A 24,410-nucleotide genomic window follows, 5' to 3' on the forward strand; every position below is an offset into this window, starting at 1 on the left:
TTGAAAGTGAAAGACTACGCCCCCCAAGACATCAGGAACATCGGACTGGTTTCGCACCAGTCCATAGGTAAAACCACTGCTGCAGAAGCCATGCTCTATTCTGCGGGAGTAACGAACAGATTTGGATCGATTGACGAGGGGAACACCACATCAGATTATCGTGCTGATGAAATCGAACGCAAAATCTCACTCGGCGCCTCACTGATTCAGTTTGAATGGGATAAACACAAAATAAATCTCATTGATATGCCGGGATACGCGGATTTTATCGGTGAAGCCCGATGCGGTCTGCGCGTTACAGATCTCGCCGTTCTCCTGCTCAATGGCGTCAATGGAGTTGAAGTGGGAACAGACATTGTTTGGGAAATCCTTCAAGAGTACAATCTGCCGCGCATATTTTTTACAAATCTGCTGGACCGTGAACACGCCGATTTTGACAAAGTTCTGAACCAGGTTCGAGAAGCGTACGGCAACGAGGTCATTGCTTTTCAATTCCCCGTCAATCAGGGCGAAAGTTTCAATTCAGTGATTGATGTGCTGAGCATGAAACAATTAACATTCCAGGAAGACAACAGCGGCAATTATAAAGAAGAGGATATCCCTTCTGATCTCAGCGGCCGAGCCGAAGAATTGCATACTGAACTGGTGGAAAAAATTGCCGAATCCGATGATGCGCTACTGGAAACATATTTCGAAAATGGTGAACTGACCACAGAACAGCTGATCACGGGCTTGAAAACCGGCCTGAAAAACCGCACTATCTTTCCATTGTTGTGCGGCGCTGCCTCCAAAAACATGGGTATTAACCCCCTTCTCGATTTTATTAAATCATATGCTCCGTCTCCTGTGGATATGCCGCCTGTTCAGGCGTTGGATGATTCCGACAATGCCATAGAGGTTGAATGCGATGAAAATAAAGATTTTTCCGCTCTGGTCTTTAAGACAATTGCTGAAAAACACGTGGGTGAGCTTTCGCTTGTTCGTGCCTTCTCCGGCAGCATCAGCCAGGGAAATGAAGTGGATAACAAATCCAGAGGTATCACTGAACGTATTGGACAGATGTATGCTCTTTGCGGTAAAAACCGCAGCGAAGTAGGAGCAGTCAAAGCCGGTGATATCGGCGCGCTTGTCAAATTGAAAGATACGCACACCGGCAACAGTCTCGTATCCAAAGGCGCATCGATGAAATTCCCGCCAATCACTTTTGCCGATCCCGTGGTTCAGGTCGCTGTATCCCCAAAAATCAAAGGCGAGGAAGAAAAAATATCCAACGGTCTTCACACTCTGCATGAAATTGATCCGAGTTTTACGGTAAATATCGACGCGGAATTGCACCAGACGGTCGTTTCGGGACAGGGTGAACTGCATCTCAACATCATCCTGGAGCGTCTGAAAGAACGCTACGGGGTAGAGGTGGAAACCAAAAAGCCGAAAATCCCCTATCGCGAAACCATCACAACCCCGGCCGATGAAAAATATCGTCATAAAAAACAGTCGGGGGGTGCCGGGCAGTTTGCCGAGGTTTGGATGAAAATCGAACCTCAACCGCGCGGTGAAGGCTTTGAATTTGAAAGCACCGTTGTCGGCGGCGCTATCTCTAACGTATTTATTCCCTCCATTGAAAAGGGCATCAAACAGGTGCTGATAGAGGGAATTGTCGCCGGATATCAGGTTGTAGATGTGAAAGCCAATGTCTACGACGGCAAAGAACACCCTGTCGATTCCAAGGATATTGCGTTCCAGATTGCGGGTCGCGAGGTTTTTAAACAGGCGTTTAAAAAAGCCAAACCTATTCTCCTTGAACCCATTTACAACATTGTTGTCAAATGTCCGGAAGAAAGCATGGGTGATGTGATGGGAGACCTCTCAAGTCGCAGAGGCAAAATCGGCGGAATGGAAACACAGGGGCACTTTCAGTTGATTAACGCCAAAGTCCCCCTGGCGGAACTGCACAATTATGCCACCACCTTACGCTTATCACCGGCGGACGTGCAACCCATACACGCACGTTTTCACACTATGATCCGGTTCCCAAGGAAGTGGAAGCCAAGGTCATCGAGGAATCTCAAAAGCAAGATGAACACGAATAATATTTTTCCCCGGAGCCAAGGCTCCGGGGTTTTTATCCCTGTTCGTATCAACCGCCGATTGATACCAATTTGTTACACATCTCTGATTGCGCCATCCTGATTATTTTCCTCTATGAGTGATTGATCTTGTTACTTTAATTAGAATATGGAGCTATTATGAAGCGAACAATGCCTCTGTTGCTGGTTTTATGTGTATTTACTCTGTCATATGGAGATTCTGATATGACGTTTGATTTTGAACCCCCCGTATCGCTCGAGAAGGCTGATGCCCGCGCTCAGGATTTACTGGATAGAATGACGCTGGAAGAAAAAATCCAGTTTGTAGGTGGGCATAATACTTTTTTTATAAAAGGTTACGATCATCTCAACATTAAAGAATTATACCTGGCAGATGCCACCCAGGGTGTTCATATCCGGAGAAATCTGGACAATCGCCTAAAAAAATCCACAGCATTTCCGTGTCCCTTGGCTCTGACAGCCACCTGGAACACGGATCTGACACGTGAATACGCCAAAAGCATTGGTGAAGAGTGCCGTGCCGGAGGCATCGCAGTGCTGCTGGGGCCCGGAATGAACATGTACCGAATGTCACAGAACGGCAGAAACTTTGAGTATTTCGGCGAAGACCCCTATTTGGCTGCACGCTTGATTGAGAATTATGTGATTGCTTTGCAGAATACCGGTACTCTCGCAACGCTGAAGCATTTTGTGGCCAACAACACGGATCACTACCGACGACGTTCAAACTCTGTTGTTGACGACCGCACTCTGCACGAAATATACCTTCCGGCCTTTAAAGCCGGCATTGACGCAGGCGCTATGGCTGTGATGACGGCATACAATCAGGTGAACGGAGAATGGGCGGCACAAAGCCGTGAACTGGTTACCGGACTGCTTCGCAGACAACTCGGATTCAAATGGCTGGTCATGTCGGACTGGTGGTCTACGTTTGATGCCGAAAAAACCATCAAATCCGGACTTGATCTTGAAATGCCCGGCGAACACGGTGAATGGTTCACTGAATTTGAACGGGAATATTGCCAATATGTCAAAGAATCGGCTGACAGCCTGATAGAAAGTGGAATTGTTTCTGAAAAAGATATTGACCGCATGGCGTTCCATATACTGCGCACCGTCATTGCCATGGGATTGTACGACCGCCCCATCAAAGATGCCTCTTATCTGGATACGTTTCCACAACATGAAGAAATCGCGCTGCAGACCGCACGTGAATCTATAGTTTTGCTAAAGAACTCGAACCATATCCTGCCTGTTTCACCAAAGGACAATAAAACCATCCTGCTGACTGGTGATTTTGTCACAACCATCGCCCGCGGACAAGGCGCCGCTTCGGTGGAAGGTTATAATCATGTGCAAATGCTGGACGCACTGAAAAAGGTTTATGGCGAGCAGCTGAACTACATAGAGACCCCGACAGAAACTGAAATCAAGGCACATGACATTGTGCTTCTCAGTATCGGCACCATTGACAGCGAAGGCTGGGATCAGCCGTTCGCCTTTCCCGATAGCGTCAATGAACGCGTACTGCACACCGCCGCTTTGAATCCCAACACAGTTGCGCTGATCAATACCGGAAGCGGCCGCAAAATGACGGACTGGCACGATAAAGTAGCGGCGATTCTGTACTGCTGGTATCCGGGACAAAACGGCAACACAGCGCTGGCAGAAATCATTTCCGGAGCCGTTAGCCCCTCCGGAAAACTGCCTATCAGCATTGAAAAAGAGTTCTCAGACTCGCCGGGATACCACTATCTTCCTGACGGCGACAGCCTGTATCAGGGATGGGAACATGACGGAGACCTGAAACGGCCGATTTATGATATAGTATACACCGAAGGCGTGTTTATGGGATACCGCTGGTACGATTCAAAACAGATTGAACCGCTGTATCCATTTGGTTACGGCTTGTCCTACAGCACATTCGAATACAGTCATCTTAAAATTGAACAAACCGGCAGCAGTTATAAAGTGCAGTTCAAAATCACCAACACGGGTGAACAAACCGCTGCCGAAACCGCGCAGCTTTATGTAATCCGATCCGAATCTTCTGTGCCCCGCCCTGAAAAAGAATTAAAAGGATTTGCAAAAGTTGAACTGGCTCCGCGGCACAAGTAAAACCATTGCTCTGAAACTGAACGAACAAGATTTTTCTTTCTGGGACCCGTCCCGACAGGACTGGTACGCTGAACCCGGTACATTTGTCATTCATGTCGGTTCATCTTTGCGGGATCTGCATTTAAAGGCTCAAATAACCCATTAAAACGATCTATCAATCAACACTCTTTAGCGGGGCCTGGTGATCTGTATTATTTTTCAATGCATCAAATTTGCCCGTTTTGTCACATTTTTCTGCATTATCCCGAGGGTTTGTTTAATATTAATAGACATAATTAACATTATAAACATTCAGGTCTCTATTCAATGCAAACATTGAGCAGTTATATCAACATCTCACAACCCGTACTTTACAAGCTTTTTCTGTCACTGGTCATCTTTATTGTATTGACGACTGCCAGATATCTCCTCAATTTATTCATACTTAAAAGGATCGAAGATCATGAACGCATCTACTATATGCGCCGAACCTTTGTTTATATCTATACCGTACTTTTGGTTCTGATGATTGGCCGGGTCTGGATCAAAGGTCTGGAATCTATTACCACATTTCTCGGACTCGCCAGCGCCGGTCTGGCCATTGCAATGCATGATACCGTCGCCAATATCGCCGGATGGGTTTTTATTATTTCCCGTAAACCGTTCAAAGTCGGTGACCGTATTCAAATCACTGAAACCGCCGGGGATGTGATCGATATCCGTTTTCTGCAGTTCAGTGTGGTGGAAATCGGCAACTGGGTGGATTCGGACCAGAGCACAGGACGCATCATTCATATACCCAACAGCAAAGTACTGCGTGATCCCCTGGCTAATTATCAAATCGGATTTGAATATATCTGGAATGAAATCCCGGTGTTGATCACGTTCGAAAGCAACTGGAAGAAAGCCAAAAAGCTGCTTAGCGATATAGTCGTCAAGCATGCGGAACACCTCTCTCAAAACGCCCAGGAACAGATTCGACGCGCCGCCGAAAAGTATTTCATCCACTACTCTGCTCTCACTCCGATTGTGTATACCAGCGTTCGCGACAGCGGCGTATTGCTGACGCTCCGATATATGGTCGATCCAAGACAGCGGCGTTCCACTGAACAGCAGATATGGGAATCCGTGCTTGATGCCTTTAATGCGGAACCGGATATCAGCCTCGCATACCCGACTACCCGCTTTTACAAGCAAGATTAAATATCTATGCAAATCAATCAACAAAAAAGGATGTTGCCGTGAATAAAAAAGCATTTTCCAAAACTCAACATCAGATTTTATATCCGGATTCACAGACCAATTCCGCAGGGTGCGCACGGCTAACTGGAAAATCGTAAAGCCTAATAACGGCAACTGGCAACTGTACAATATGAAAAATGATCCGACTGAACTGAATAATCTGGCAAGAGTTTTTCCAAAAAGTTAAAGAACTGAAAGACCCCTATGAATCATGGCTGCATTCAGAGAATATATGAATCCCGGCACCTGCGCCGCATCCCTCAACGCCCCGGCATCTAAATCAGACCAGTACAAGGAATAGAGCATGAATGAACGCGCTCAACAACTCATCGATCTATTGCAGCTGACTCCGCATCCGGAGGGTGGTTATTTTAAAGAAACATTTCGTTCTGAAAATACAGTAAAATCACCCAAAACCGGGCATTCCCGCAGCGCGGTCACAGAGATCTATTTCCTACTCACAAAAGGACAAAAAAGCCGGCTGCACCGGGTGCTTCACGACGAATTATGGCATTTCTTCGAAGGTGCGCCTCTGAGGCTTTTGCATGTTCAGGCCGATAGCCGGGAAAGCCATATCATTACTTTGGGTGATGAGACCGATACACCTGTGTACCAGTACTGTATCAAAGGCGGAAACTGGCAGGCCGCTGTTTCAACCGGCGAGTATTCACTCATGGGTTGTACGGTTGCCCCTGGCTTTGATTTTAAAGATTTCATATTTCTCAGTGACGACACCGAGGCATGCGACCGGGTACTGGACATGTATCCCGATCTTATTAACTGGGTATAACGCAGATTAACTGGGTATAACGCAGAATCTCAGTCAGCTGCGAGATGTTTCACCGCTTTTTCCGGTCGATAAACAGAGTAACATCCTGACCGCCATTTCGGGCAGCCGGTTCTATCAAATCATGTGTGTGTACAACAAGATTTGTCATTAAAGCGGAGTTCAAGATGTCAAAAAATTGTTTAATAGTTTGTATCAGTTTTTTTAATCTGATAATCCTGACTATGCTGCATGCAGGTACGCAGAACATGGATAATACAGCACATCTGTTACATAAATCACTGGGTGCGGTTATTGATTCCACGGAAAATGATAAATACAATAGATTTGACACCAACAGTGGCCGCCGCCGCCGGATTTTTGCATCTCGAAATTCCGAAAGGAGAGGATGATCTGAATTTAGGTTATGCCGTGACCACAATCGCCAATGCCCGACACTTAAAATCCGGCTTGCAGATATGCGCAATTCTCATTACATTTCTCAACTATGAGTAAAAAAACACGCAAACACCGAATTGAATACACTTTAACCCGGGGCGTAGCCCGGCTGGTTCAGAGTCTGTCACCCGATACGGCTGTCCGGGCGGGACGAATACTGGGACGGTTTGTCTATCACATTATCCCGCTGCGCAAGGATGTGGCGCTGGACAACCTGCGAAAATCTTTTCCACAGCGCACCGAACGCGAATTGCGGGGAATTCTGCTGCGCACATACCAGCATTTCGGTCAGACATTTACTGAATTCATGCGCACCCCGATTCGCAGTGAACAGGAAATGAAAAATCGTGTGGTTATGAAAAATCCCCGAGTCCTGAAAGATGCCCTGTCTATGAAAAAAGGCACCATTTTGATGACCGGGCATTTTGGCAACTGGGAGATCATGGGCGCGGCCATTGCAACACTATACACGCCTCTGGCCGTCCTGGCCAAAGCGCAACGCAATGCGTCAGTGGATAAAATGATCAATGAATACCGCACTGCAGCTCATATTGAAACCGTTCCCCTGGGTCTGGCGGTACGCGGTGTGCTCAAAGCCCTGCGCCAGGGAAAAGCGATGGCGCTGCTGGCTGATCAGAATGCCAAAAAGGATAGCATTTTCGTGCCGTTTCTCGGCCGCAAAGCAGCAACCGCACCGGGACCGGCACTGTTTGCCCTGAAAACCGGCGCACCTGTGGTATTCGGCGCCTGTGTTATGCGCAAGGATGGATGCTATTCCGTGATTTATGAACGACTCAAGACCGATGACATTCAGGGTGTCAGCGAAGAAAATATCCGCATTCTCACTGAACGGCACGTCCAGACTCTTGAACGCTTTATACAGCGTTATCCGGACCACTGGTTCTGGATGCACAAACGATGGAGAACCCGACCGCCGGAAGAGAAAAAAGACAGAACATAGTGTCTTAAAATTCATTGGCCTTGCCACGGAAACACACTGCCGGGATTTGCTGTCTGATGTTCTGACTTTATAATTTTTCCGCCAACTCTTTCCACCGGCGTTCACCACTCAATACCCACATAAAACACACTCCCCGAAGCGTTGCCTTGTAATCGACAGTTTTTTCATGGCCGAAAAAGCGTTCACCTCCCGGAACACGCGCGTATCACCCTGGATCATGATTTCGCCGGAATCGCTGATACGGGAATGCTGCCAGTGAGCGCTTTTTAGCAGAGCAGATGCCAACGTCTTTTTCCGTACATGATCGCGAGGCAGCAGTAATTATAGTTCCAGACCGCGGCTGATTGATACAGCGTTGTAACTGCTGTCCCCCCCTGCTTTTCAGTAAAACATCACGTTTGGCTTTGTAAATTCAACGCCGCGTTTTAAAAAAGCATTGTCATTAAATCCGCAGCCGGGTGATGCAGATAGATTCCCAGAGAATGATATCTTTTTGCAACTTGTGACGTTTCGATTCTCAGTCCTTTGACTTGACGCTATACGGATGCACCCATGGTTTGCGATATTCGCGTCTGAGCTTTTCATTAGCACGGGTGTTATTGATGATTTGTTGATTCTGCGCATCCCAATTGATACGTTGATGCGCTTCCCAGGAGATCATACCAAGCTGCACTGTCGCCGTCGACAGAAAAGCATCCGCCACAGTGCAATCGGGCTGCCGTCTTGAGGCAACCGCATTCAGAAAATCCGCCATGTGTCCTTTGGCTGAATCGGTTTTCACGTTGTGTTCCTCAGGTTCGGCACCTTTTTTATTGGATACAACCACCCATTTTCGGCCATTCACAAACAATGTACCCTGTGTTCCATAGAAAAACATGCCGTTTGTGGGTTCACCCGGATACTCTTTCGCGCCCCAAAGCCGGTGCCGCCAGACCACAGGACAGGTTTCAAACTCAAAATACGTGGTGAGTGTATCGGGAGTTGTAATTTGATCCTTTAAATGAATAATACCGCCGCTGGAATTCACAGAAAATGGCATATCTTCATCCAAAATCAGCCGTATCGCATCAATCCAGTGAATACCCCAGTCCACCAGGTGACCATTGCCGTAGGCTTTTTCAAGGCGCCAGGCAATATGGCCGATGTTTGGACGGTAAGGCAATTTTGGCGCCGGTCCGCACCAGAACTCCCAGTCCAGGGATTCAGGCGGATTCTGAGGTTCGGTGTCGCGTATCGGCGCGTTGTAATGGATTTGCGTATCCACCTGAACCACATCTCCGATGGCCCCGCTCTGAATGGCATCCCGCGCCTGCAGAATCGCCTGACTCTGACGCCGCTGAAATCCGATCTGCACGATAGAATCGCTGTTCTGTGCCGCTTCGACCATGACCTGGCCTTCGCGAATATCATAGGCCAGAGGTTTTTCACAGTAAATATCCAGGCCTTGCTCGAGTGCAGCCAGAAACGGCAGCGCGTGCCAATGCGGCGGCGTGGCAATGATCACCGCCTGCAGACCAGAGTGCTCCAGCAGTTCGCGGTAGTCTTGATACAGTTCCGGACGGCGGCCCTGATTCTCCTCGACTTTGTCCGCACTGTTTTTTAGATGCTCTGAATCTACATCGCACAAAGCCACACAGTTTACGCCTCCGACATCAAATGCCTTGTTCAACACCAGCATACCGTACCACCCGCATCCGATCAAACCGATGTTCAACAATTCGGTTTGAGCGCCGGCCCGCTTGATAACTGCAGGGGCAACCAAACTTGCAGCGCCTGCTGCTCTGATAAATGTCCGTCGAGAAATATTTAAAAGCTTTTGCATACGAAAAAGTCCTCCTGTTTTTGATGAAATACATACTGATAACATACGAAAAAATCAGCATGCCTTCAACACTTGTTTTCATATACACAACCAATCGCCGCATATCTACAGTTAATTCAAAATGTAAACCTTTCCGCAAAAAAGATAAATCAAAATGACCGGGACATCCCGGCTACCGAACCAATATCATTTTACGCACGCTACGGCCCAAATCAGTTGTCAATTGATAGAAATAAACCCTGTGGAAGATCACCACCGGTGATCGACCATTCATAGGGAGGCGTTCCGCCGCGAACCGCATCGAGTTCAGCCCGGTAAGGCAGTTCTGCATATCCTGTGGGCAATTCCATAGTTCCCAGGCGCAGCAAAGCCGGATTCGTCCCATAGAGTCCCACCCGGTTATCTGCAGCTACGATTCCGTCAAATTGAACATAACAGGTCGTATCCGGACCCCAGTCCGGGGTATTGCCGCCGTGAAAGGTGGAAAAATAAATCCCGCCAACGCGTCCATTGTTGTTTTCAACGTCCGCAAAATTCACGCATATCGGAAATAGTTAGACGCGGTTCGCCGTCAATCCAGACTTTTAGCACACCATCGTCCTGTCCCGGTGTGCCCACATGCACATACTGCTCAATGCAGTGCCAGACGCCGGGGATTGCGCTGAAATTACAATCGATATCCTGTCCCCAGGTTTCCGCGCCCCATTTTTCGTTGCCGCTTTTCGGCACATAGGCATAAACCACAATTCTCCCCTCCCGCCGCCACATAAACCGCAGAGTCCAGCCGTTGCTGCCGTCCGGTTGGTGGCCCCCGGAGCGTGCCCAGGAATCGCCGCCGCCCATGAGTCCGGGAAGCTTGCCGCCTTTTTGAAAATCAAATCCGGATCCAGTATTTCAGGCTAGACGCGCGCAGTAAACCGGACTCGAGCTGACCGTCGGGCGACAGCGACAGACATATCCCGGAACACAATGGGAAACTGAGTCCCGGTTTCTCCCGGTCCAACGCCGCCTTGCGGATACTCGACGCGCAATGAATGGCCGCCTTGAAAGGCATCAGGCATCACCGGTATTCGCATCCGCGCGATTATTCCAGGCAATGCCCCAGCTGTCCACCCAGGCGGAATTGTTATACTGCTCTTCAAATCCGCCGAAAAAAATCAGATCATTCCGATCCGACAAACTATCTTCAACAGACTGAGCATCACCGCCGATTGCATATAGATTTCCGGCGGCAGTCAGGCACATCAGGAAAAACAATAAATAATTTTTTTTCATACGCTCTCCTTACCAAACCCTGCACATGATTTCAATCACAACATATTGATCTATGAAACAAACACATAAATGTTTTCAGTCTCCAGCGTCACATGAACCGACACGCCCGATAAATCCAATTGCTGCAGCGGTCCATGCTGGCTGCTTACAACCGAGGCCACAGAACGCAATTGAGAGGGAACCGAGAAAGTGACTTCCGTTTTCGTCCCGCGGTTTAACAGAACAACAACCGCCTGGTGTTCAGACACTCGTGCAAACGCCAGCACATTCTCATCCGCATAAAGCGGCACAAAGGCACCCCGGACCAGCGCCGGACATTCATTGCGCATCCAGATCATATGTTTGTAAAAAAAATGAATGCTGCTGGCTTGGTTCGTCTTGTCCCAGTCCATGGGCAGTACCGTTCTGCCGGGATCGCGTTCTTTTAACTTGAGCAAATCGACCCGGTCCCAGTCCATGCCGTTGCGGTTATCCCGATCCTTTTTGCCCGGATGCAGTCCGATTTCATCACCGTAAAAAATCATAGGCACACCCGGATAGGTAAACTGCAGGGTAACAGCCATTTTGAACAGATTCTCGTTGCCGTTCACTTCATAGGCCATTCGGTTGGTATCGTGTGTGCTGATGATATTCCAGCTGGCGTATAACTGAGGACGCGGATAGCTGTCGTACATATCGGATAAATGCTTTAAAAAAGTTTCAGCAGTCTCTACCCCGGTGAGATATTTGACCGTGGTGCCCAGGAACACATAATTCATTACACCATCCAGCAATTCAGGACCCAGCCAGTCCCGGCCATAGGTTTCCACCACTTCACCGACCAGCATTCGATTTGAAAAACGGGGTTTCATAACTGATTTTATATCCCGAATCACCGGTTTGCCCAGTTTTTCCGCCACATCCAGACGCCACCCATCAATGCCTTTGTTTAGCCAATACTTAACCACACTGTCGTCTCCTGCATACAGGGCACTGCGGACATCCGGATGCTTGTAATTCAGGACCGGCAGGGTTTCCACCCCCGCCCATTTGATAAAATAGCCGTCTTGGTTGCGTTTGTAATAATGTACAAACGGTTCAATCCCCTGTTCCGCGCGTTTGAACCACTCGTGATTGCAGCTGGTATGATTGAACACGCCGTCCAGGATCAATTTGATGTCATGCTCATGGCAATCGGCAAGCAAAGCACGAAAATCATGCATAGATCCAAACTGCGGATCAATACGTTTGTAATTCAAGGTGTCGTATTTATGATTGCTCTCCGCCTCGAAAATCGGCGTCAGATAAAGCAGATTGATCCCCAAATCACTTAGGTATTCTCTAACCGCACGGCCCAGTGCCGGGCAAATCACCGCCGTAAAATCCATATCCATAACAATAATCATCAAACGGATCACTCCAGTTCAGATGCACAGGAGAACGGCCGTATACATCTGTATGACGGGAATAATCGGTTGCGCGGGAAAAGCTGTCGACAAAACACTGATAACCGATGCGTGTTTGCCCCCAGGACGTGAGAGCCTTATTATCAGTCATAAATGCTAAATCCAATTTTTTCTATTCAGATTTTAATAACGTTTGATATTTTTTATTCTCCCTCATTATACATGATTTAAAAATTTACAACATTTTCAGTTGAAATCCAAATGCAACCTCATGATAATCGTACAATCATCCGGCTTGTAATTTCGTGTTTGAATTTTAAAGAGTAATTGCTTATATTGAAAATGATTTTCATTAACGGGAGATTCAATGTGCAAGCAAAAATTTGTTACGACAACACCGCCCTGCCGGGATTCCATGCCGGTTGGGGATTTTCCTGTCTGGTTGATCAAATTCTGTTTGATACCGGTGAAAAAGCGGCGCCGCTGTTTTCCAATATGGAAAAACTAAACATCGACCGGTCAAAAATCGAATCTGTGGTCATTTCGCATACCCACTGGGATCATACCGGCGGACTCTGGGAACTTTTAGATGAGCACCCCGGTTTGAATGTGTACGGTTGTCCCGGATTCAGCGACGAGTTTAAAAACAGAGTCGAACAGCACAAAGGCATATTCAAAGCATCAGAACCAGGCCAGACGATAGCCAAAAACATTCAGATTACCGGAGAGATTGCAAGTATTTACAAGGGCGTATCCATGCCGGAACAGGCCCTGATCATACCGGGAGATACAGGAATCAGTGTGATCACCGGCTGTTCACATCCGGGCATTCTCAATATATTGCGCCGTGCTCTGGCGGTCACCCGCGCATCGCGTATTTCTCTGGTGTTCGGCGGTTTTCATATGATGAACGACAGTGAAAAAGAAATCGATCACGTTATCGATCAGTTTCAGGCCCTGCCCGTAGAGCGTGTAGGCGCCACCCATTGCACTGGAAATCAGGCGATAGCCATGTTTCAAAAGCGTTACGGCGATCAGTTTATCAAACTCGGATCCGGCCGCGCATTGGAGATTTAAAGGGACACAAATGAACATACACGATCATCTTCCGGACATGCAGAACTGGTTTCAAATCTATGCCGAGACCTATAAATTCGGCAGTCAGGATTTACGCGAAAACACAATATTAAAACAAAACCACACCCGCAGAGTATGTAAAGAAATCCGTATGCTCGCAGAATCGCTGCATCTGTCAGATGAACAAAAGGCTCTGGCTGAAATCACCGCCCTGTTTCACGATGTCGGCCGCTTTGAACAGTATCTCCGCTACCACACGTTTCGCGATCATGTGTCCGACAATCATGCAGAACTGGGACTGCGCATTCTGCAGCGCTACGGTATTCTACAACGGCTGAGCTCGAACGACCGGTCGCTGATCACCCGCGCCATCCGTTATCACAACCGCGCCAAACTTATAGAGGACGAAACACCGGAATGCCTGCTGTACGCCCGACTGCTGCGCGACGCCGACAAGCTGGATATTTATCATGTGGTCACCGAGTATTATCACCGCCGGGACGGCAAACGCAGCAACACCATCGAATTGGATCTGCCGGATACACCGGGGTGTTCCGATGCAGTCGTGGCGGATATCCGCGCCCATGAAATCGTGCATCACACGGGTATTCACAATTTGAATGATTTTAAACTGCTGCAGATGGGCTGGGTGTTTGATATCAATTTCTCAGCGACGCTGCAGGCCGTGCAGGAACGGCAGTATCTGGAAAAGATTGCCAGAGCGCTCCCGCAGGACGAGCCATTCATCGGGTTATTCCGGGATATCAGAAAATACATTAAAAAGCGGAGCGATGCTGTTCTTAAAACAGCAAACGTTTAAATGTTTAATCGTTGAACAATATCATATCCTGTTCATTCTATACTCCTCTTTCCAAATTTATAAAGAAATTTGCATATTATTGTAAATCTCATTTGCATTATTCAAAAGAATATTGTACATTTACCTGAAATAACCTTGCATCGAGGAGGCAGATGCATCTCTATATTCTTTACGCGCACTCCGGCCGCAACACTTTTTGTCGGGCTGTTCTGGGCGCATTCAGACGGGGTCTTTCCGACAGCGGACACACATCCGAAATCCACGACCTGTGCCGAACCGATTCTAATTGCAGGCTGAACCCGGTTGAATACATCCGGGAAACCGGTCTTGAGCCCGAGGCTCCTGTTCCCGAGGACATCAAACGGGAACACGAAAGAATAGCCAAAGCAGACGCCCTGGGCTTTATTTATCCGTTGTGGTGGAGTGATGTTGCCGCTGTGCTGAAAGGCTGGTTTGACCGGGTTTGGACATATGGATATGCTTGCTTTTACGCTGCAGACAAACAGCGCACTACAAAAATTAATATCGCAAAGGCTGTTCTGCTGTGCTCCGCGGGACATACAGCAAAACACCTGGAAACAACCGGCATTGCTAAAAGTATGCGCCAAATTATGATTCAGGACCGGCTGTTGGGCGTGGGTGTAAAACACGCCGGGATGTCAATTCCGGGCGGTATGATGCCGCATGATAACTCTTATCGAAAGCGCAATCTTGAAACGGCGTATTCGGTTGGAAAACAACTATGAGTCGAGGTCATTTTATCCGGTCTGACCAACCGGGCAACGTAAACAAACATGTGGGAGATGTCATGAGCCGAAAATCAATCTGTGCAGTGCTGACGGGTGATATTATCCGTGCCAATCGACTTGACGATCAGGAAATGAATAAAGTACGTTCCTGTCTGTCGGATGCTGTAACGCGTATGCAGGACTGGGACCGTATTTACGGCGGCCCGGATTTTTTTCGCGGCGACAGCTGGCAGCTGATGCTTACACAGCCGGACCTGGCGTTGCGGGTCGCGATTTACCTGCGCGCCGCCATGCGCGCCTCACGACTCTCGGATACTCGTATCGCCATCGGCCTGGGCCATGTCAACGATATGAACCCGGATCAAATTTCACAATCCACCGGCGAGGCGTTTTCGCTGTCCAAACGCGGACTTTATGACATGAAAATTCATGTAAACATGACCGTCCAACTGCCGAAATCCTTGCAACTATTGTCCGACTGGGCGCCCCTGATGGTGCATCTCTGTGATGCGGTGATCAACCGCTGGACACGCCGCCAGTCCGAGATAGCCGGTTTGGCCCTGGATATCCAGAAACCCACACATGCCGAAATCGCAGAACAGTTGAGCACCAATATCACCCGGCAAGCTGTGAGCGATTCACTCAAAGCCACAAACTGGACCGTCATCCGGGATGCGGTATGCGAGTTTGAGAAAACACAATGGGAGTTTTTGTTAAATTCAAGCTCGTAAAATAATTCTACAAGCTTTCATAAAAAAAAAGATGATCAGGACATACAGCTATGGACCTTGTAATATCAAGGTTATTTTTTCGGGAGACAGTCCTTGCAACCCCAGGACAACAGACTCGACAGCAAACAGCTTGCACAGGCTGCAAGTCTGCGGGTGGGAGCTGTTTCTGAAAGTATGATCGAAACCCTGCTTTCCAATGTAGAATCTTGTATTTCAAAGGATCACCGCTTGTCTATTCACAGTCGTTTGACGCCCGATCCAGTCTCAAAGATTTTCGATTTACCTCACCGAAACAATGGGCCTGGGTCAGGGATGGCAGCGGTAACGGATTTTTACAAATCACAGAACGAAATGATTACCAGCCGCCGGTGCGCTCACCCCACTCGATAGCTGTGCTTGAAAAATTTCAGGTCAAAGACTTTACCCTGACCGTTCAAACAGCGTGATTGAAAAAAGACAACGTTATTTGAATCAAAACGCTTGAGGGATAAAAGCGGCTCTGCCCTTAATCATGTCAAGTGGACATCTCAGCATCGCGGTATTTGTGCGCAACTTTGCAATTATGGAAAAGAAGGGTTTAGATTTTAAATAGGTCCGGATTGAAGACAGGCTGGGTTTGGCCCGCTATGATCCGTCATTTCCCGAAAACTCTATCCCATGCAGAGGAAAAATCAACCGTTTGACCCGCCGAATCAGCGTATCGATCACCGGATCTACAGCCTGCCGCTGTTCATCGGTCACCGGCATAACCCGGTCCTGCAGCCCGCCCATCCAGTCCGTGGATTCCAGCATCACGCCGCCCAGGCCCAAATTCATATCGGATAACTCCTGGATATCCTCATTCATCACGCACCAGGCCAGAGACCAGGCGCGAACCGTATTTTCGACATTATACCCGCCTCCGCCGCTGACCAGCAGCGGTTTGTTCAGCCCCATCAAATAATTCAGCACCTCAACGTAAACGTTGTTGGTCAACTGCATATGCGCCAGGGGATCTCCGCTCAGAGCGTCCGCACCCAGTTCAAGGACAATAACATCAGCATTATAGGCTTGTATCAAAGGAACAGCCAGTTCATCAAAGCACCGCAACCAGGCCTCGTTATAGACATGGGCGGGCATCGGCATATTCACAGAATACCCTTCTCCGGGGCCTGTTCCGATTTCGGTCTCAAATCCCGTACCCGGGAACAGCAGTTCGCCGCTCTCATGCAGAGAGAGGGTCAATACATCATTACGGTTGTAGAAAAAATCCTGAACGCCGTCCCCGTGATGCACGTCAATATCCAGATAAAGAACCCGTTGACCTTTTTCAGCAAGGTAATTGCAGGCAATCGCCACGTCATTGATATAACAAAACCCGGCCGCCAGCTCCGGTCCGGCATGGTGAAAACCACCGGCCGGACTGAACGCGTATTTTGCTTTTTTAGCGAAAAGCATATCAGCGGCTTTAACCGTGCATCCGCAGGCCAAAGCGCCGTATTCGTACATTCCCTTAAACACCGGAACATCCGGACCGCCGATTCCCATTTTCAGCGCTTCAATATCCCAATCGCCTTTTTGGCATTTTAAAAGGGTATCCAGATAACGCCGGGTATGGAACGTCTCGAGCAGCCGCCGGTCAGCCGGCTCTGCCTTTATCTCCTTACGTCCCGGGCCGGATAGCAATCCCATGGAATTCAGGGTTTTCCGGGTCTTTTGGGCGCGCTCGGTTTTGAACGGACAATCCGGTGGATAATGATGTTTTTCCAATTGTTTTGAATAAACAAAAATAACGTTTTGCTGCTTTGAACTCACTTGTTCTTGTGTTTCTCCGCTAGATCATAGGTGATATCGTAAACTTCACCGTCAAATTCAGTGTGAATACTGTATCCAGAGTTATGAAAAACCGCCAACATGGCTTTATTTTCCGGCAAAACCTTGGCGTGAAACCGCTTGACATCATTTTTTCCGGCAATTTCACTGAGGAACTTTAAAAGCAGCGATCCCATGCCTTTTTTTTGCCATTCATCCTGTACCACAAAAGCAACCTCGGCCTGTCCCTGGCGGGGTTCGTTAAAATACTGACCGATCGCTACAACTTCCTGACCGGACACACTGGGGACCACCCCCACTACCGCCACATTGTTTTTATAATCCACGTTGGTGAGCTCGCTGAACATCCTTGTGCGGGAACGCCACGGTTCGGGTCATATAGCGTTTTCGCAGTGATTCTTCACTCAATGAATACAGCATTTCAGACAGCGCCCGTTCATCCGTGGGTTTGACCGGCCGGAAAAGAATCTCAGTGCCGTCACGCAGGGTTTCGTAACGTTCCAGTTGTTTGGGATAATCCACCCCTTCATAGGCGGTTTCCGACTGATCTTCATAAAGATAATTCTGCTTTTTAGCGTCCTGCAACAGTTGTTTTCGGAATTTGGGATGCGCAATATTGATCAAATCCAGGGCGCGCTGGCGAATGCTCTTGCCGTGCAGATAAGCCACACCGTATTCGGTCACCACATAATGCACATCACCGCGTGTGGTCACCACTCCGGCGCCTTCCGTTAAATGCGGGACAATACGCGAAACGGTTCCTTTTTTAGCAGTCGACGGCATAGCTATAATCGGTTTGCCGCCGCGGCTGCGCGCACTGCCGCGGATAAAATCGACCTGTCCGCCGATTCCGCTGTAAAACTCATATCCCAGTGAATCCGCACAAACCTGACCGGTCAGATCAATTTCCAGTCCCACATTGATGCCCACCATGCGTTCGTGCTGACTGATCACATTGACATCATTGACATATTCTGTCGGATGCAGTTCAATAAAAGGATTTTGATCAATATAATCGTACAAGCGCTGACTGCCCATACAAAAACTGGCAACCACCTTGCCCCGGTTCAGGGTTTTTTTCTTACAGGTGATCGCGCCGCATTCGATCAGATCTATAATCCAGTCGCTGAACATTTCCGTATGAATGCCCAGATCTTTTTTATCTTTTAGAAATTCAGCCAGGGCCTGAGGGATGCGGCCGATGCCGCATTCGATCGTGCTTCCATCATCGATCAAATGCGAAATATTCTGGCCGATGGCTCGCAGCACCTCGTCAGACTCGCGCTCCGGAACTTCAACCACATCCTCATCATACGGCACCAGCATATCAAGAGAATTCACATGCACAAAGCTGTCGCCGAACGTACGCGGCATTTTGCTGTTGACCTGAGCTATCACATAACGGGAGTTGGCGATAGCGGACTTTACAATATCCACGGACACCCCCAGACTGCAGAGTCCGTTTGCGTCCGGCGGCGTCACGGAAATCAGAGAAACATCCAGAGGAATACGTCCGCTCTCGAATTCTTCCGGTATCTCGGACAAAAAAATCGGCGTATAATCCCCGACACCCTCGTTCAGAGCATGCCGCACATTATCTGCAATAAAAAAACTATTCATTTTAAACTTTTCGCCCAGTTTTTTATCCGCATATGGCGCATCGCCCACAGTGAGCAGATGAACAATATGAGCATCATAGATATGACTGGAATGTTCAACCAAAGCGTTGACCAGATGCTGTGGTTGAGACACAGCCAGTGCCTATAAAAATACTATTACCCGGCTTAATCGCCTTCATGGCGACAGGGGTTTTGACAATCTTGTCTTTATACTTTTCCTGCCAATTGATTTCCTGTTGCATTTTATCCTTCTCTCAAATTATTTGTTTTCTTCTACACTCATTCTTGCGTCAACGGCGATGGGAGTCACTCCCGGAGGACCGATGACAAACGGATTGATATCAAGTTCCTGAATTTGCGGAAACTCGGTGACCAGCTGAGACAATCGCTGTAAACTCTCAGCCAGGGCATCTATATCAACACCTTCCTCACCGCGCACGCCTTCCAGCATTTGATAGGTTTTTGTGCTTTTCAGCATTTGTTTGGCTTCATCCGCTGTAATCGGCGCCAATGAAAAAGATACATCCTTGAGCACTTCGACCATAGTGCCGCCCATACCAAACATCATCAGCGGTCCAAACCGCGAATCCCGGTTCATACCGAGGATCACTTCCTTGCCGCCGGTTGACATTTTTTCAACCAATACACCTAAAATATTGGCATCGGGCTGCTTTTGAGGAATGCGGTACATCATCAAATCAAACGCATCCTTAACCTCAGTCAAGGAGCGCAAACCGACTTTGACACCGCCCACATCGGATTTGTGAATAATATCGGGCGACCAGATCTTCATAACCACCGGGAACCCGATCTGTTCGGCTATGGTGGCGGCATGTTCCGGACTGGTTGCAATGGTTCCCTGGGGTGTGGCAAATCCATAAGCTTCCAAAACTCCCTTGGCCTCGGTTTCCCCCACTTCGCGTTTGCCTTCACGCAAATGTTTATCGATAACTTTTTCCACTTTGTGCCGGTTGACCGGGAACAGTTTCACCACACGTTTGGGACGCGAACGCCAGCGCGTGTAATCGATCATCACCTGAAGTGTGTTAACCGCATCTTCAGGAGAACTGTACTGGGGAATTTTGCCTTTCTGCAGAATTGCAACACCTTCGTCTACCTTGGATGCACCCATAAAACAGGCAAAGATCGGCTTGTCCGGTTTCTCTTTGGAAATCTTGACAATAGCTTTAGCCGTTTTTTCCGACTCGGTCATAGCCTGGGGCGTCAGCACAACGATCACCGCATCCACTTTATCGTCTTCCATCACCACATCAAGAGCGTATTCGTACCGGTCTGCCAGGGCATCACCCAGCACATCAATGGGATTATGAATATTGGCGGCAGCAGGCAGGTTCTCGGCCAGTTTGTCCTCGGTTTCCTGACTCAGAGACGCAAAATCAAGCCCGTGTGCTTCAATGGAATCCGCAGTCATAATTCCGGGACCGCCGGCATTGGTAATCACCGCCACACGCGATCCCGTTGGCAGCGGCTGATTGGCAAAGGCGCGTGCGTAATTGAACTGTTCCATTATAGATTTGCAGCGTACAATACCCGATTTTTTAAACACAGCTTCATAGGCCTGTTCACCGCCGGCCAGACTTCCGGTATGCGAGGAAGCCGCTTTGGCGCCGGCTGAAGAACCGCCCGATTTGATCAGAATCATCGGTTTGCGGCTGGAAATCTCCTCCGCAACCCGGGCGAATTCATTGCCGTCGTCGATACTTTCCAGATAACCGGCAATCACCCTGGTTGTCGAATCATCAGCCAATGCTTCAATCACATCCAGTTCGTTCACATCGGCTTTATTGCCAATGCTCACCAGTTTACTGAATCCGATCCCCTGATCGTTCGCCATATCCAGAATAGCAGCCAGCAATGCGCCGGACTGAGAAATATAAGCGGTTCCGCCTTTAACCGGCAGATCACCGCCGAAACTGGCGTTCAGTTTGCTCGATGTGGAAATCACTCCGAGACAGTTGGGCCCAATGAAGCGAACATTTCCCCGGCGCGCAATTTGCCTAATTTTCTTTTCAAGCTTTTTACCTTCTTCACCCACCTCTTTGAACCCGGCGGTGATAATAATGACCGAATCCACACCAAGTTTAACGCATTGTTCCATAATATTCGGAACCACTTTGGCGGGAACAATGATTAAAACCAGATCCGGGGTTGAACCAATGGATTCCAGATCAGGGTAGCATTTCAGACCTTCAATTTGATCAGTTTTGTGATTAACAGGAAAGAGATCCCCCTCAAACCCGGAATTTTTGAGATTCCAAAGAATCTCGTATCCTACTTTTCCCTTTTTCTGGGAAGCGCCTACAATAGCAACCGATTTTGGATCAAAAAATTTTTCTAGAGACATGACACATCATTACCTTGTATTTGAATTGATTTGATTACAGAAAAGTATTTTAACAAAAACTATAAACAAAGTCAAGTTAAAAGAAAGTAAAAATGAATCTAAAATCAGTTTAAAAATTCGCGGGATCATTCCAAGCCGGTTCGCTTTATCAGTGTGACAGTGACCAGCTGGCGGCTAAAAAAGAAGAACCGGGAGTTTCTTTCAATATTTAGAAAATATAATGTTTTGGGCCGACTGTTGGGTCAGACGATGATAAAGACTCGATAGAAACAAACGATTGTCCAGGGCAACGTAACGAACCGTGCCGCCCATGCGGTAAAAGCTTTTTAAAAACCTCAAATAATAATCAGGTTCAGATTTGGGCGGTTCACCCTGACTCCAGTCCCAGCTCGCAGGTTGCAAATCGTTAACGACCAGCCAGTGATCCCGTATCGATCCGCTGTTCCCGAGCACATTGTTGGCCGCGGACACGGCTTTTTCGAATACCTGTGGCGCCATAATCGCAGAGCCCACTGACAGAAATACACCGCCGGACAGTTTGCTCACCGATTTGACCATGATCTGAAAATCCCAGTGACCGCCGCGCCCCAGGGCTGCGCCATTTGCCCGGGGATGATTATAAATAATATCATAACCGATACCCGGATGCACAGTCGCCGGCACTGACAACTCGAATGCCTGTCCGAATACAGAATTTTTTTTAAAAGGATGCGCGACAGATAAAAAACCGGAATCCGTTTGAAACACAGAAAGATCGTTCCAAAGGTCGGCTTTGGCCGAAAGCAGCGGATCAAATTGTTCAACACCATTCAGGATATCCCGCTTGAGTTGTTTTTTGTCCGGTATATCCATTCCCTGATTGGCGATCAACGCCCCTATCGATTCACCATAGCCCATTCCCTTGACCGCGCCGGCCAGCACCGCAAGATTCAGATAATTCCCGGTTTCATTCCAGGTTCCGAATTTCCCCTGGCTGACATTGGCGCGCACATCTTCCTCAGAGCGTCCCATCCAGGCAAATTCCCAGTCATGAATTCCGCCGGCGCCATTGGTAGCGATATGGGTAATCCACCCCTCCTGCATCATCCGGATAACCAGCGGAGACAAACCGTTTTTAATCAAGTGCGCGCCAAACGCCAGGATCACAGATGCGCCGCTTTTGCGGGCGCGGATAATCCGCTCGGCTGTTTGCGCGATTTTACCAGCAACGTCCGGTTTTAGCAAAGGCGTATCGGCATCGGGATCTGCCTTTATATCATTGAAACAGGACTTGCTTTGACGTTCTCTGACCGGATAGACCGTAATCTGATCCGGGGTTATTTTTTCAAAAGGCATCGGAACCTCGTTGTCAATGCGCGGTCAAATCAGATTACATCTTGATTTTTAGCACTGTAACTTTTATATTGAACCGGGACTTTTCGTCTCAGGGCTTGATACGATTGGTATAATATAAATAAAAAGAGAGAAAATTCAACAAAAAAAGTCAATTAGAAAAGGATGAGAATATGGGATATTTATTTGCAGGCATTGACAGCTCCACTCAGGGCACAAAGCTGCTTGTCCTGAATATGGAAACCCAAAAGGTTATTTATACCGATTCCGTCAATTATGACAAGGATTTGCCTCAGTACGACACCCGGAACGGTGTCATACAAACCGACAAGGCCGGGGTTTCGGAATCCAATCCGAACATGTGGGTGGACGCCCTGCACATGCTGTTTGAACGACTGCGCAAATCCGATGTAGAGCAGCAGCGTATAAAATGTATTTCCGTTTCCGGGCAGCAGCACGGTCTGGTGACCCTGGACAAAGACGGCAACCTGACACGTCCAACCAGCAAATTGTGGAATGATTTCAGCACCCAGAAAGAGTGCGACATCATGACGGAAAAAACAGGCGGCGTTGATGCCATGATTAAAGAGGTGGGCAACAGCCAGCGCACCGGATATACCGCAGCCAAGATCTTTCATATGGCGCGTCATGAACCCGAGGCCTTTGAAAAAACCTGCACCTGCTTTCTCGTTCACAACTATATCAACTGGTTTTTGACCGGCGGCCGCAATGGCGGCGTGCGTGTCATGGAACCCGGCGACACCTCGGGAATGGCCCTCTGGCACCCCGGTACCCAAACCTGGTCGAAAAAAGTGATGGGAATCATTTCCCCGGATCTGGAACAAAAACTGCCGCCATTGAAAGCAGCAGATAAAAGCATCGGCGCCATTTCCCAGGACCTTGTGGAACACTATAAATTTGATCCGTCCTGTAAAATCGATGCGGGCTGCGGTGATAATATGTACGGCGCCGTGGGAACCGGCAACGTCGCTCCCGGCATTGTGACCCTCAGCCTGGGAACCAGCGGCACCGCGTATACCTGTTTATCCGAACCCTATATCGATCGCAAAGGAGAAATCGCGGCATTTTGCGACAGCACCGGCAACCACTTGCCGCTGTTGTGCGTATCCAATCTGGCCAACGGCTACAACCAGGTACTGGAGCAGTATAAACTGTCGCACCAGGACTTTGTCAAGCGCGTGCAAAACGTCCCCGTGGGCAACAAGGGTAGAATTCTGATTCCCTGGTACATGGGCGAACGCACACCCGATATGCCCAACGCCACACCTGTGTATTTCGGATTCGGTCTGGATGATTTTCAACCCGATATTCTCTGCCGGGCGGTACTGGAAGGCCATATCCTGAATTTGTATGAAGGATTTCGCGATATGCCGGTAAAACCCAGGGAAATCCGGCTCACAGGCGGCCTGTCTCAATCCAAAGCCTGGGTTCAGACCATTGCCGATATTTTTGAAACCGAAGCCGTGCCGGTGGAAGGCGAAGGCGCCGCTCTGGGCGCGGCCCTGCATGCAGCATGGGTTTGGAAAAAAGAAGCGGGGGAACGCGTGGACCTCAAAGATCTGGTTCAGCCCTTTGTCGTGCTGCAGGAAGACCGTCGATGCAAACCGGATCCGGATCATGTGAACATTCACAACCAGCAAAAACAATTATTCTCGGCGTTGAGCAAACGCGCACGCGGATTGTCCGCGGATGATCCGTTTGCCCTGTCCAAGAGCATGTCGTAAAGGTATGCGGTCCGCTGTCATTACACTACTATTCCGGGAAAACCA

27 protein-coding genes are annotated in these 24,410 nt (G+C 48.5%); 13 read left to right on the forward strand and 14 right to left on the reverse strand.

What is annotated here, in order from left to right; genetic code table 11:
- Window positions 1–6: 6 nt before the first annotated feature.
- From fusA to U5R06_17655, 7 genes are all read left to right on the forward strand, one after another.
- On the forward strand, window positions 7–2,190 hold the full coding sequence (fusA, locus tag U5R06_17625) for an elongation factor G (GenBank protein MDZ7724566.1): 2,184 nt from the start codon (window positions 7–9) through the stop codon (window positions 2,188–2,190).
- Between the two features lie 56 nt (window positions 2,191–2,246).
- Window positions 2,247–4,226: a glycoside hydrolase family 3 C-terminal domain-containing protein gene (locus U5R06_17630; GenBank protein MDZ7724567.1), complete on the forward strand. Its 1,980-nt coding sequence runs from the start codon at window positions 2,247–2,249 to the stop codon at window positions 4,224–4,226.
- Window positions 4,201–4,371 (forward strand): fibronectin type III-like domain-contianing protein, encoded by a 171-nt coding sequence (locus U5R06_17635; protein ID MDZ7724568.1) that lies wholly within the window; start codon window positions 4,201–4,203, stop codon window positions 4,369–4,371. The genes U5R06_17630 and U5R06_17635 overlap by 26 nt, the downstream gene beginning before the upstream one ends.
- A gap of 161 nt (window positions 4,372–4,532) precedes the next feature.
- Window positions 4,533–5,408 (forward strand): mechanosensitive ion channel family protein, encoded by an 876-nt coding sequence (locus U5R06_17640; protein MDZ7724569.1) that lies wholly within the window; start codon window positions 4,533–4,535, stop codon window positions 5,406–5,408.
- Between the two features lie 343 nt (window positions 5,409–5,751).
- Window positions 5,752–6,237 (forward strand): cupin domain-containing protein, encoded by a 486-nt coding sequence (locus U5R06_17645; GenBank protein ID MDZ7724570.1) that lies wholly within the window; start codon window positions 5,752–5,754, stop codon window positions 6,235–6,237.
- A 306-nt stretch (window positions 6,238–6,543) separates the two neighbouring features.
- Window positions 6,544–6,729 (forward strand): hypothetical protein, encoded by a 186-nt coding sequence (locus tag U5R06_17650; protein ID MDZ7724571.1) that lies wholly within the window; start codon window positions 6,544–6,546, stop codon window positions 6,727–6,729.
- Window positions 6,722–7,633, forward strand: coding sequence for a lysophospholipid acyltransferase family protein (locus tag U5R06_17655; protein MDZ7724572.1), 912 nt, complete (start codon window positions 6,722–6,724; stop codon window positions 7,631–7,633). The genes U5R06_17650 and U5R06_17655 overlap by 8 nt, the downstream gene beginning before the upstream one ends.
- A gap of 108 nt (window positions 7,634–7,741) precedes the next feature.
- Here the strand turns inward: U5R06_17655 and U5R06_17660 are convergent, their stop codons facing one another.
- The 8 genes from U5R06_17660 to U5R06_17695 form a co-directional block, all read right to left on the reverse strand.
- Window positions 7,742–7,918 (reverse strand): hypothetical protein, encoded by a 177-nt coding sequence (locus tag U5R06_17660; GenBank protein MDZ7724573.1) that lies wholly within the window; start codon window positions 7,916–7,918, stop codon window positions 7,742–7,744.
- A 232-nt stretch (window positions 7,919–8,150) separates the two neighbouring features.
- On the reverse strand, window positions 8,151–9,455 hold the full coding sequence (locus U5R06_17665; protein ID MDZ7724574.1) for a Gfo/Idh/MocA family oxidoreductase: 1,305 nt from the start codon (window positions 9,453–9,455) through the stop codon (window positions 8,151–8,153).
- Window positions 9,456–9,667: 212 nt separating this feature from the next.
- A complete protein-coding gene (locus U5R06_17670; protein ID MDZ7724575.1) occupies window positions 9,668–9,994 on the reverse strand; it encodes a hypothetical protein in 327 nt (108 codons plus the stop codon).
- Window positions 9,975–10,298, reverse strand: coding sequence for a hypothetical protein (locus U5R06_17675; GenBank protein MDZ7724576.1), 324 nt, complete (start codon window positions 10,296–10,298; stop codon window positions 9,975–9,977). Before U5R06_17675 ends, U5R06_17670 begins: the two co-directional genes overlap by 20 nt.
- A 56-nt stretch (window positions 10,299–10,354) precedes the next feature.
- Window positions 10,355–10,516 carry a hypothetical protein gene (locus U5R06_17680; GenBank protein MDZ7724577.1) on the reverse strand — a complete coding sequence of 54 codons (162 nt, stop codon included), beginning with the start codon at window positions 10,514–10,516 and terminating at the stop codon, window positions 10,355–10,357.
- Window positions 10,509–10,730, reverse strand: a complete 222-nt coding sequence (locus U5R06_17685; protein MDZ7724578.1) for a hypothetical protein — start codon at window positions 10,728–10,730, stop codon at window positions 10,509–10,511. The genes U5R06_17680 and U5R06_17685 overlap by 8 nt, the downstream gene beginning before the upstream one ends.
- 50 nt (window positions 10,731–10,780) lie before the next feature.
- The gene (locus tag U5R06_17690) at window positions 10,781–12,115 is read right to left on the reverse strand and encodes an alpha-amylase family glycosyl hydrolase (protein ID MDZ7724579.1); all 1,335 of its coding nucleotides are present in this window, start codon (window positions 12,113–12,115) and stop codon (window positions 10,781–10,783) included.
- The gene (locus U5R06_17695; GenBank protein MDZ7724580.1) at window positions 12,051–12,266 is read right to left on the reverse strand and encodes a hypothetical protein; all 216 of its coding nucleotides are present in this window, start codon (window positions 12,264–12,266) and stop codon (window positions 12,051–12,053) included. Before U5R06_17695 ends, U5R06_17690 begins: the two co-directional genes overlap by 65 nt.
- Window positions 12,267–12,484: 218 nt before the next feature.
- Between U5R06_17695 and U5R06_17700 the strand changes: the two genes are divergently transcribed.
- From U5R06_17700 to U5R06_17720, 5 genes are all read left to right on the forward strand, one after another.
- Window positions 12,485–13,192 carry an MBL fold metallo-hydrolase gene (locus U5R06_17700; protein MDZ7724581.1) on the forward strand — a complete coding sequence of 236 codons (708 nt, stop codon included), beginning with the start codon at window positions 12,485–12,487 and terminating at the stop codon, window positions 13,190–13,192.
- A 10-nt stretch (window positions 13,193–13,202) separates the two neighbouring features.
- Entirely contained in the window at window positions 13,203–14,012 is an 810-nt protein-coding gene (locus U5R06_17705; GenBank protein MDZ7724582.1) for an HD domain-containing protein, read from the forward strand.
- 152 nt (window positions 14,013–14,164) lie between these two features.
- Entirely contained in the window at window positions 14,165–14,758 is a 594-nt protein-coding gene (locus U5R06_17710; protein MDZ7724583.1) for an NAD(P)H-dependent oxidoreductase, read from the forward strand.
- On the forward strand, window positions 14,755–15,492 hold the full coding sequence (locus tag U5R06_17715) for a hypothetical protein (GenBank protein ID MDZ7724584.1): 738 nt from the start codon (window positions 14,755–14,757) through the stop codon (window positions 15,490–15,492). Before U5R06_17710 ends, U5R06_17715 begins: the two co-directional genes overlap by 4 nt.
- Before the next feature lie 206 nt (window positions 15,493–15,698).
- Window positions 15,699–15,938 carry a hypothetical protein gene (locus U5R06_17720; GenBank protein ID MDZ7724585.1) on the forward strand — a complete coding sequence of 80 codons (240 nt, stop codon included), beginning with the start codon at window positions 15,699–15,701 and terminating at the stop codon, window positions 15,936–15,938.
- A 178-nt stretch (window positions 15,939–16,116) separates the two neighbouring features.
- Here U5R06_17720 and U5R06_17725 read toward each other — a convergent pair whose 3' ends face one another.
- The 6 genes from U5R06_17725 to U5R06_17750 form a co-directional block, all read right to left on the reverse strand.
- Window positions 16,117–17,286: an acetoin utilization protein AcuC gene (locus U5R06_17725; protein MDZ7724586.1), complete on the reverse strand. Its 1,170-nt coding sequence runs from the start codon at window positions 17,284–17,286 to the stop codon at window positions 16,117–16,119.
- Complete coding sequence (locus U5R06_17730; GenBank protein MDZ7724587.1) at window positions 17,283–17,630, reverse strand: GNAT family N-acetyltransferase; 348 nt, start codon at window positions 17,628–17,630, stop codon at window positions 17,283–17,285. Before U5R06_17730 ends, U5R06_17725 begins: the two co-directional genes overlap by 4 nt.
- Window positions 17,620–19,056, reverse strand: coding sequence for an acetyl-CoA hydrolase/transferase C-terminal domain-containing protein (locus U5R06_17735; protein MDZ7724588.1), 1,437 nt, complete (start codon window positions 19,054–19,056; stop codon window positions 17,620–17,622). The genes U5R06_17730 and U5R06_17735 overlap by 11 nt, the downstream gene beginning before the upstream one ends.
- Window positions 19,019–19,165, reverse strand: coding sequence for a hypothetical protein (locus U5R06_17740; GenBank protein ID MDZ7724589.1), 147 nt, complete (start codon window positions 19,163–19,165; stop codon window positions 19,019–19,021). The genes U5R06_17735 and U5R06_17740 overlap by 38 nt, the downstream gene beginning before the upstream one ends.
- A 17-nt stretch (window positions 19,166–19,182) precedes the next feature.
- Complete coding sequence (locus tag U5R06_17745; GenBank protein MDZ7724590.1) at window positions 19,183–21,288, reverse strand: acetate--CoA ligase family protein; 2,106 nt, start codon at window positions 21,286–21,288, stop codon at window positions 19,183–19,185.
- Between the two features lie 201 nt (window positions 21,289–21,489).
- Window positions 21,490–22,623: a hypothetical protein gene (locus U5R06_17750; GenBank protein MDZ7724591.1), complete on the reverse strand. Its 1,134-nt coding sequence runs from the start codon at window positions 22,621–22,623 to the stop codon at window positions 21,490–21,492.
- A gap of 170 nt (window positions 22,624–22,793) precedes the next feature.
- Between U5R06_17750 and U5R06_17755 the strand changes: the two genes are divergently transcribed.
- Entirely contained in the window at window positions 22,794–24,365 is a 1,572-nt protein-coding gene (locus U5R06_17755; protein MDZ7724592.1) for an FGGY family carbohydrate kinase, read from the forward strand.
- Window positions 24,366–24,410 lie beyond the last annotated feature (45 nt).

The organism is candidate division KSB1 bacterium, from assembly GCA_034521575.1.
Lineage (GTDB): Bacteria > Zhuqueibacterota > Zhuqueibacteria > Residuimicrobiales > Krinioviventaceae > JAXHMJ01.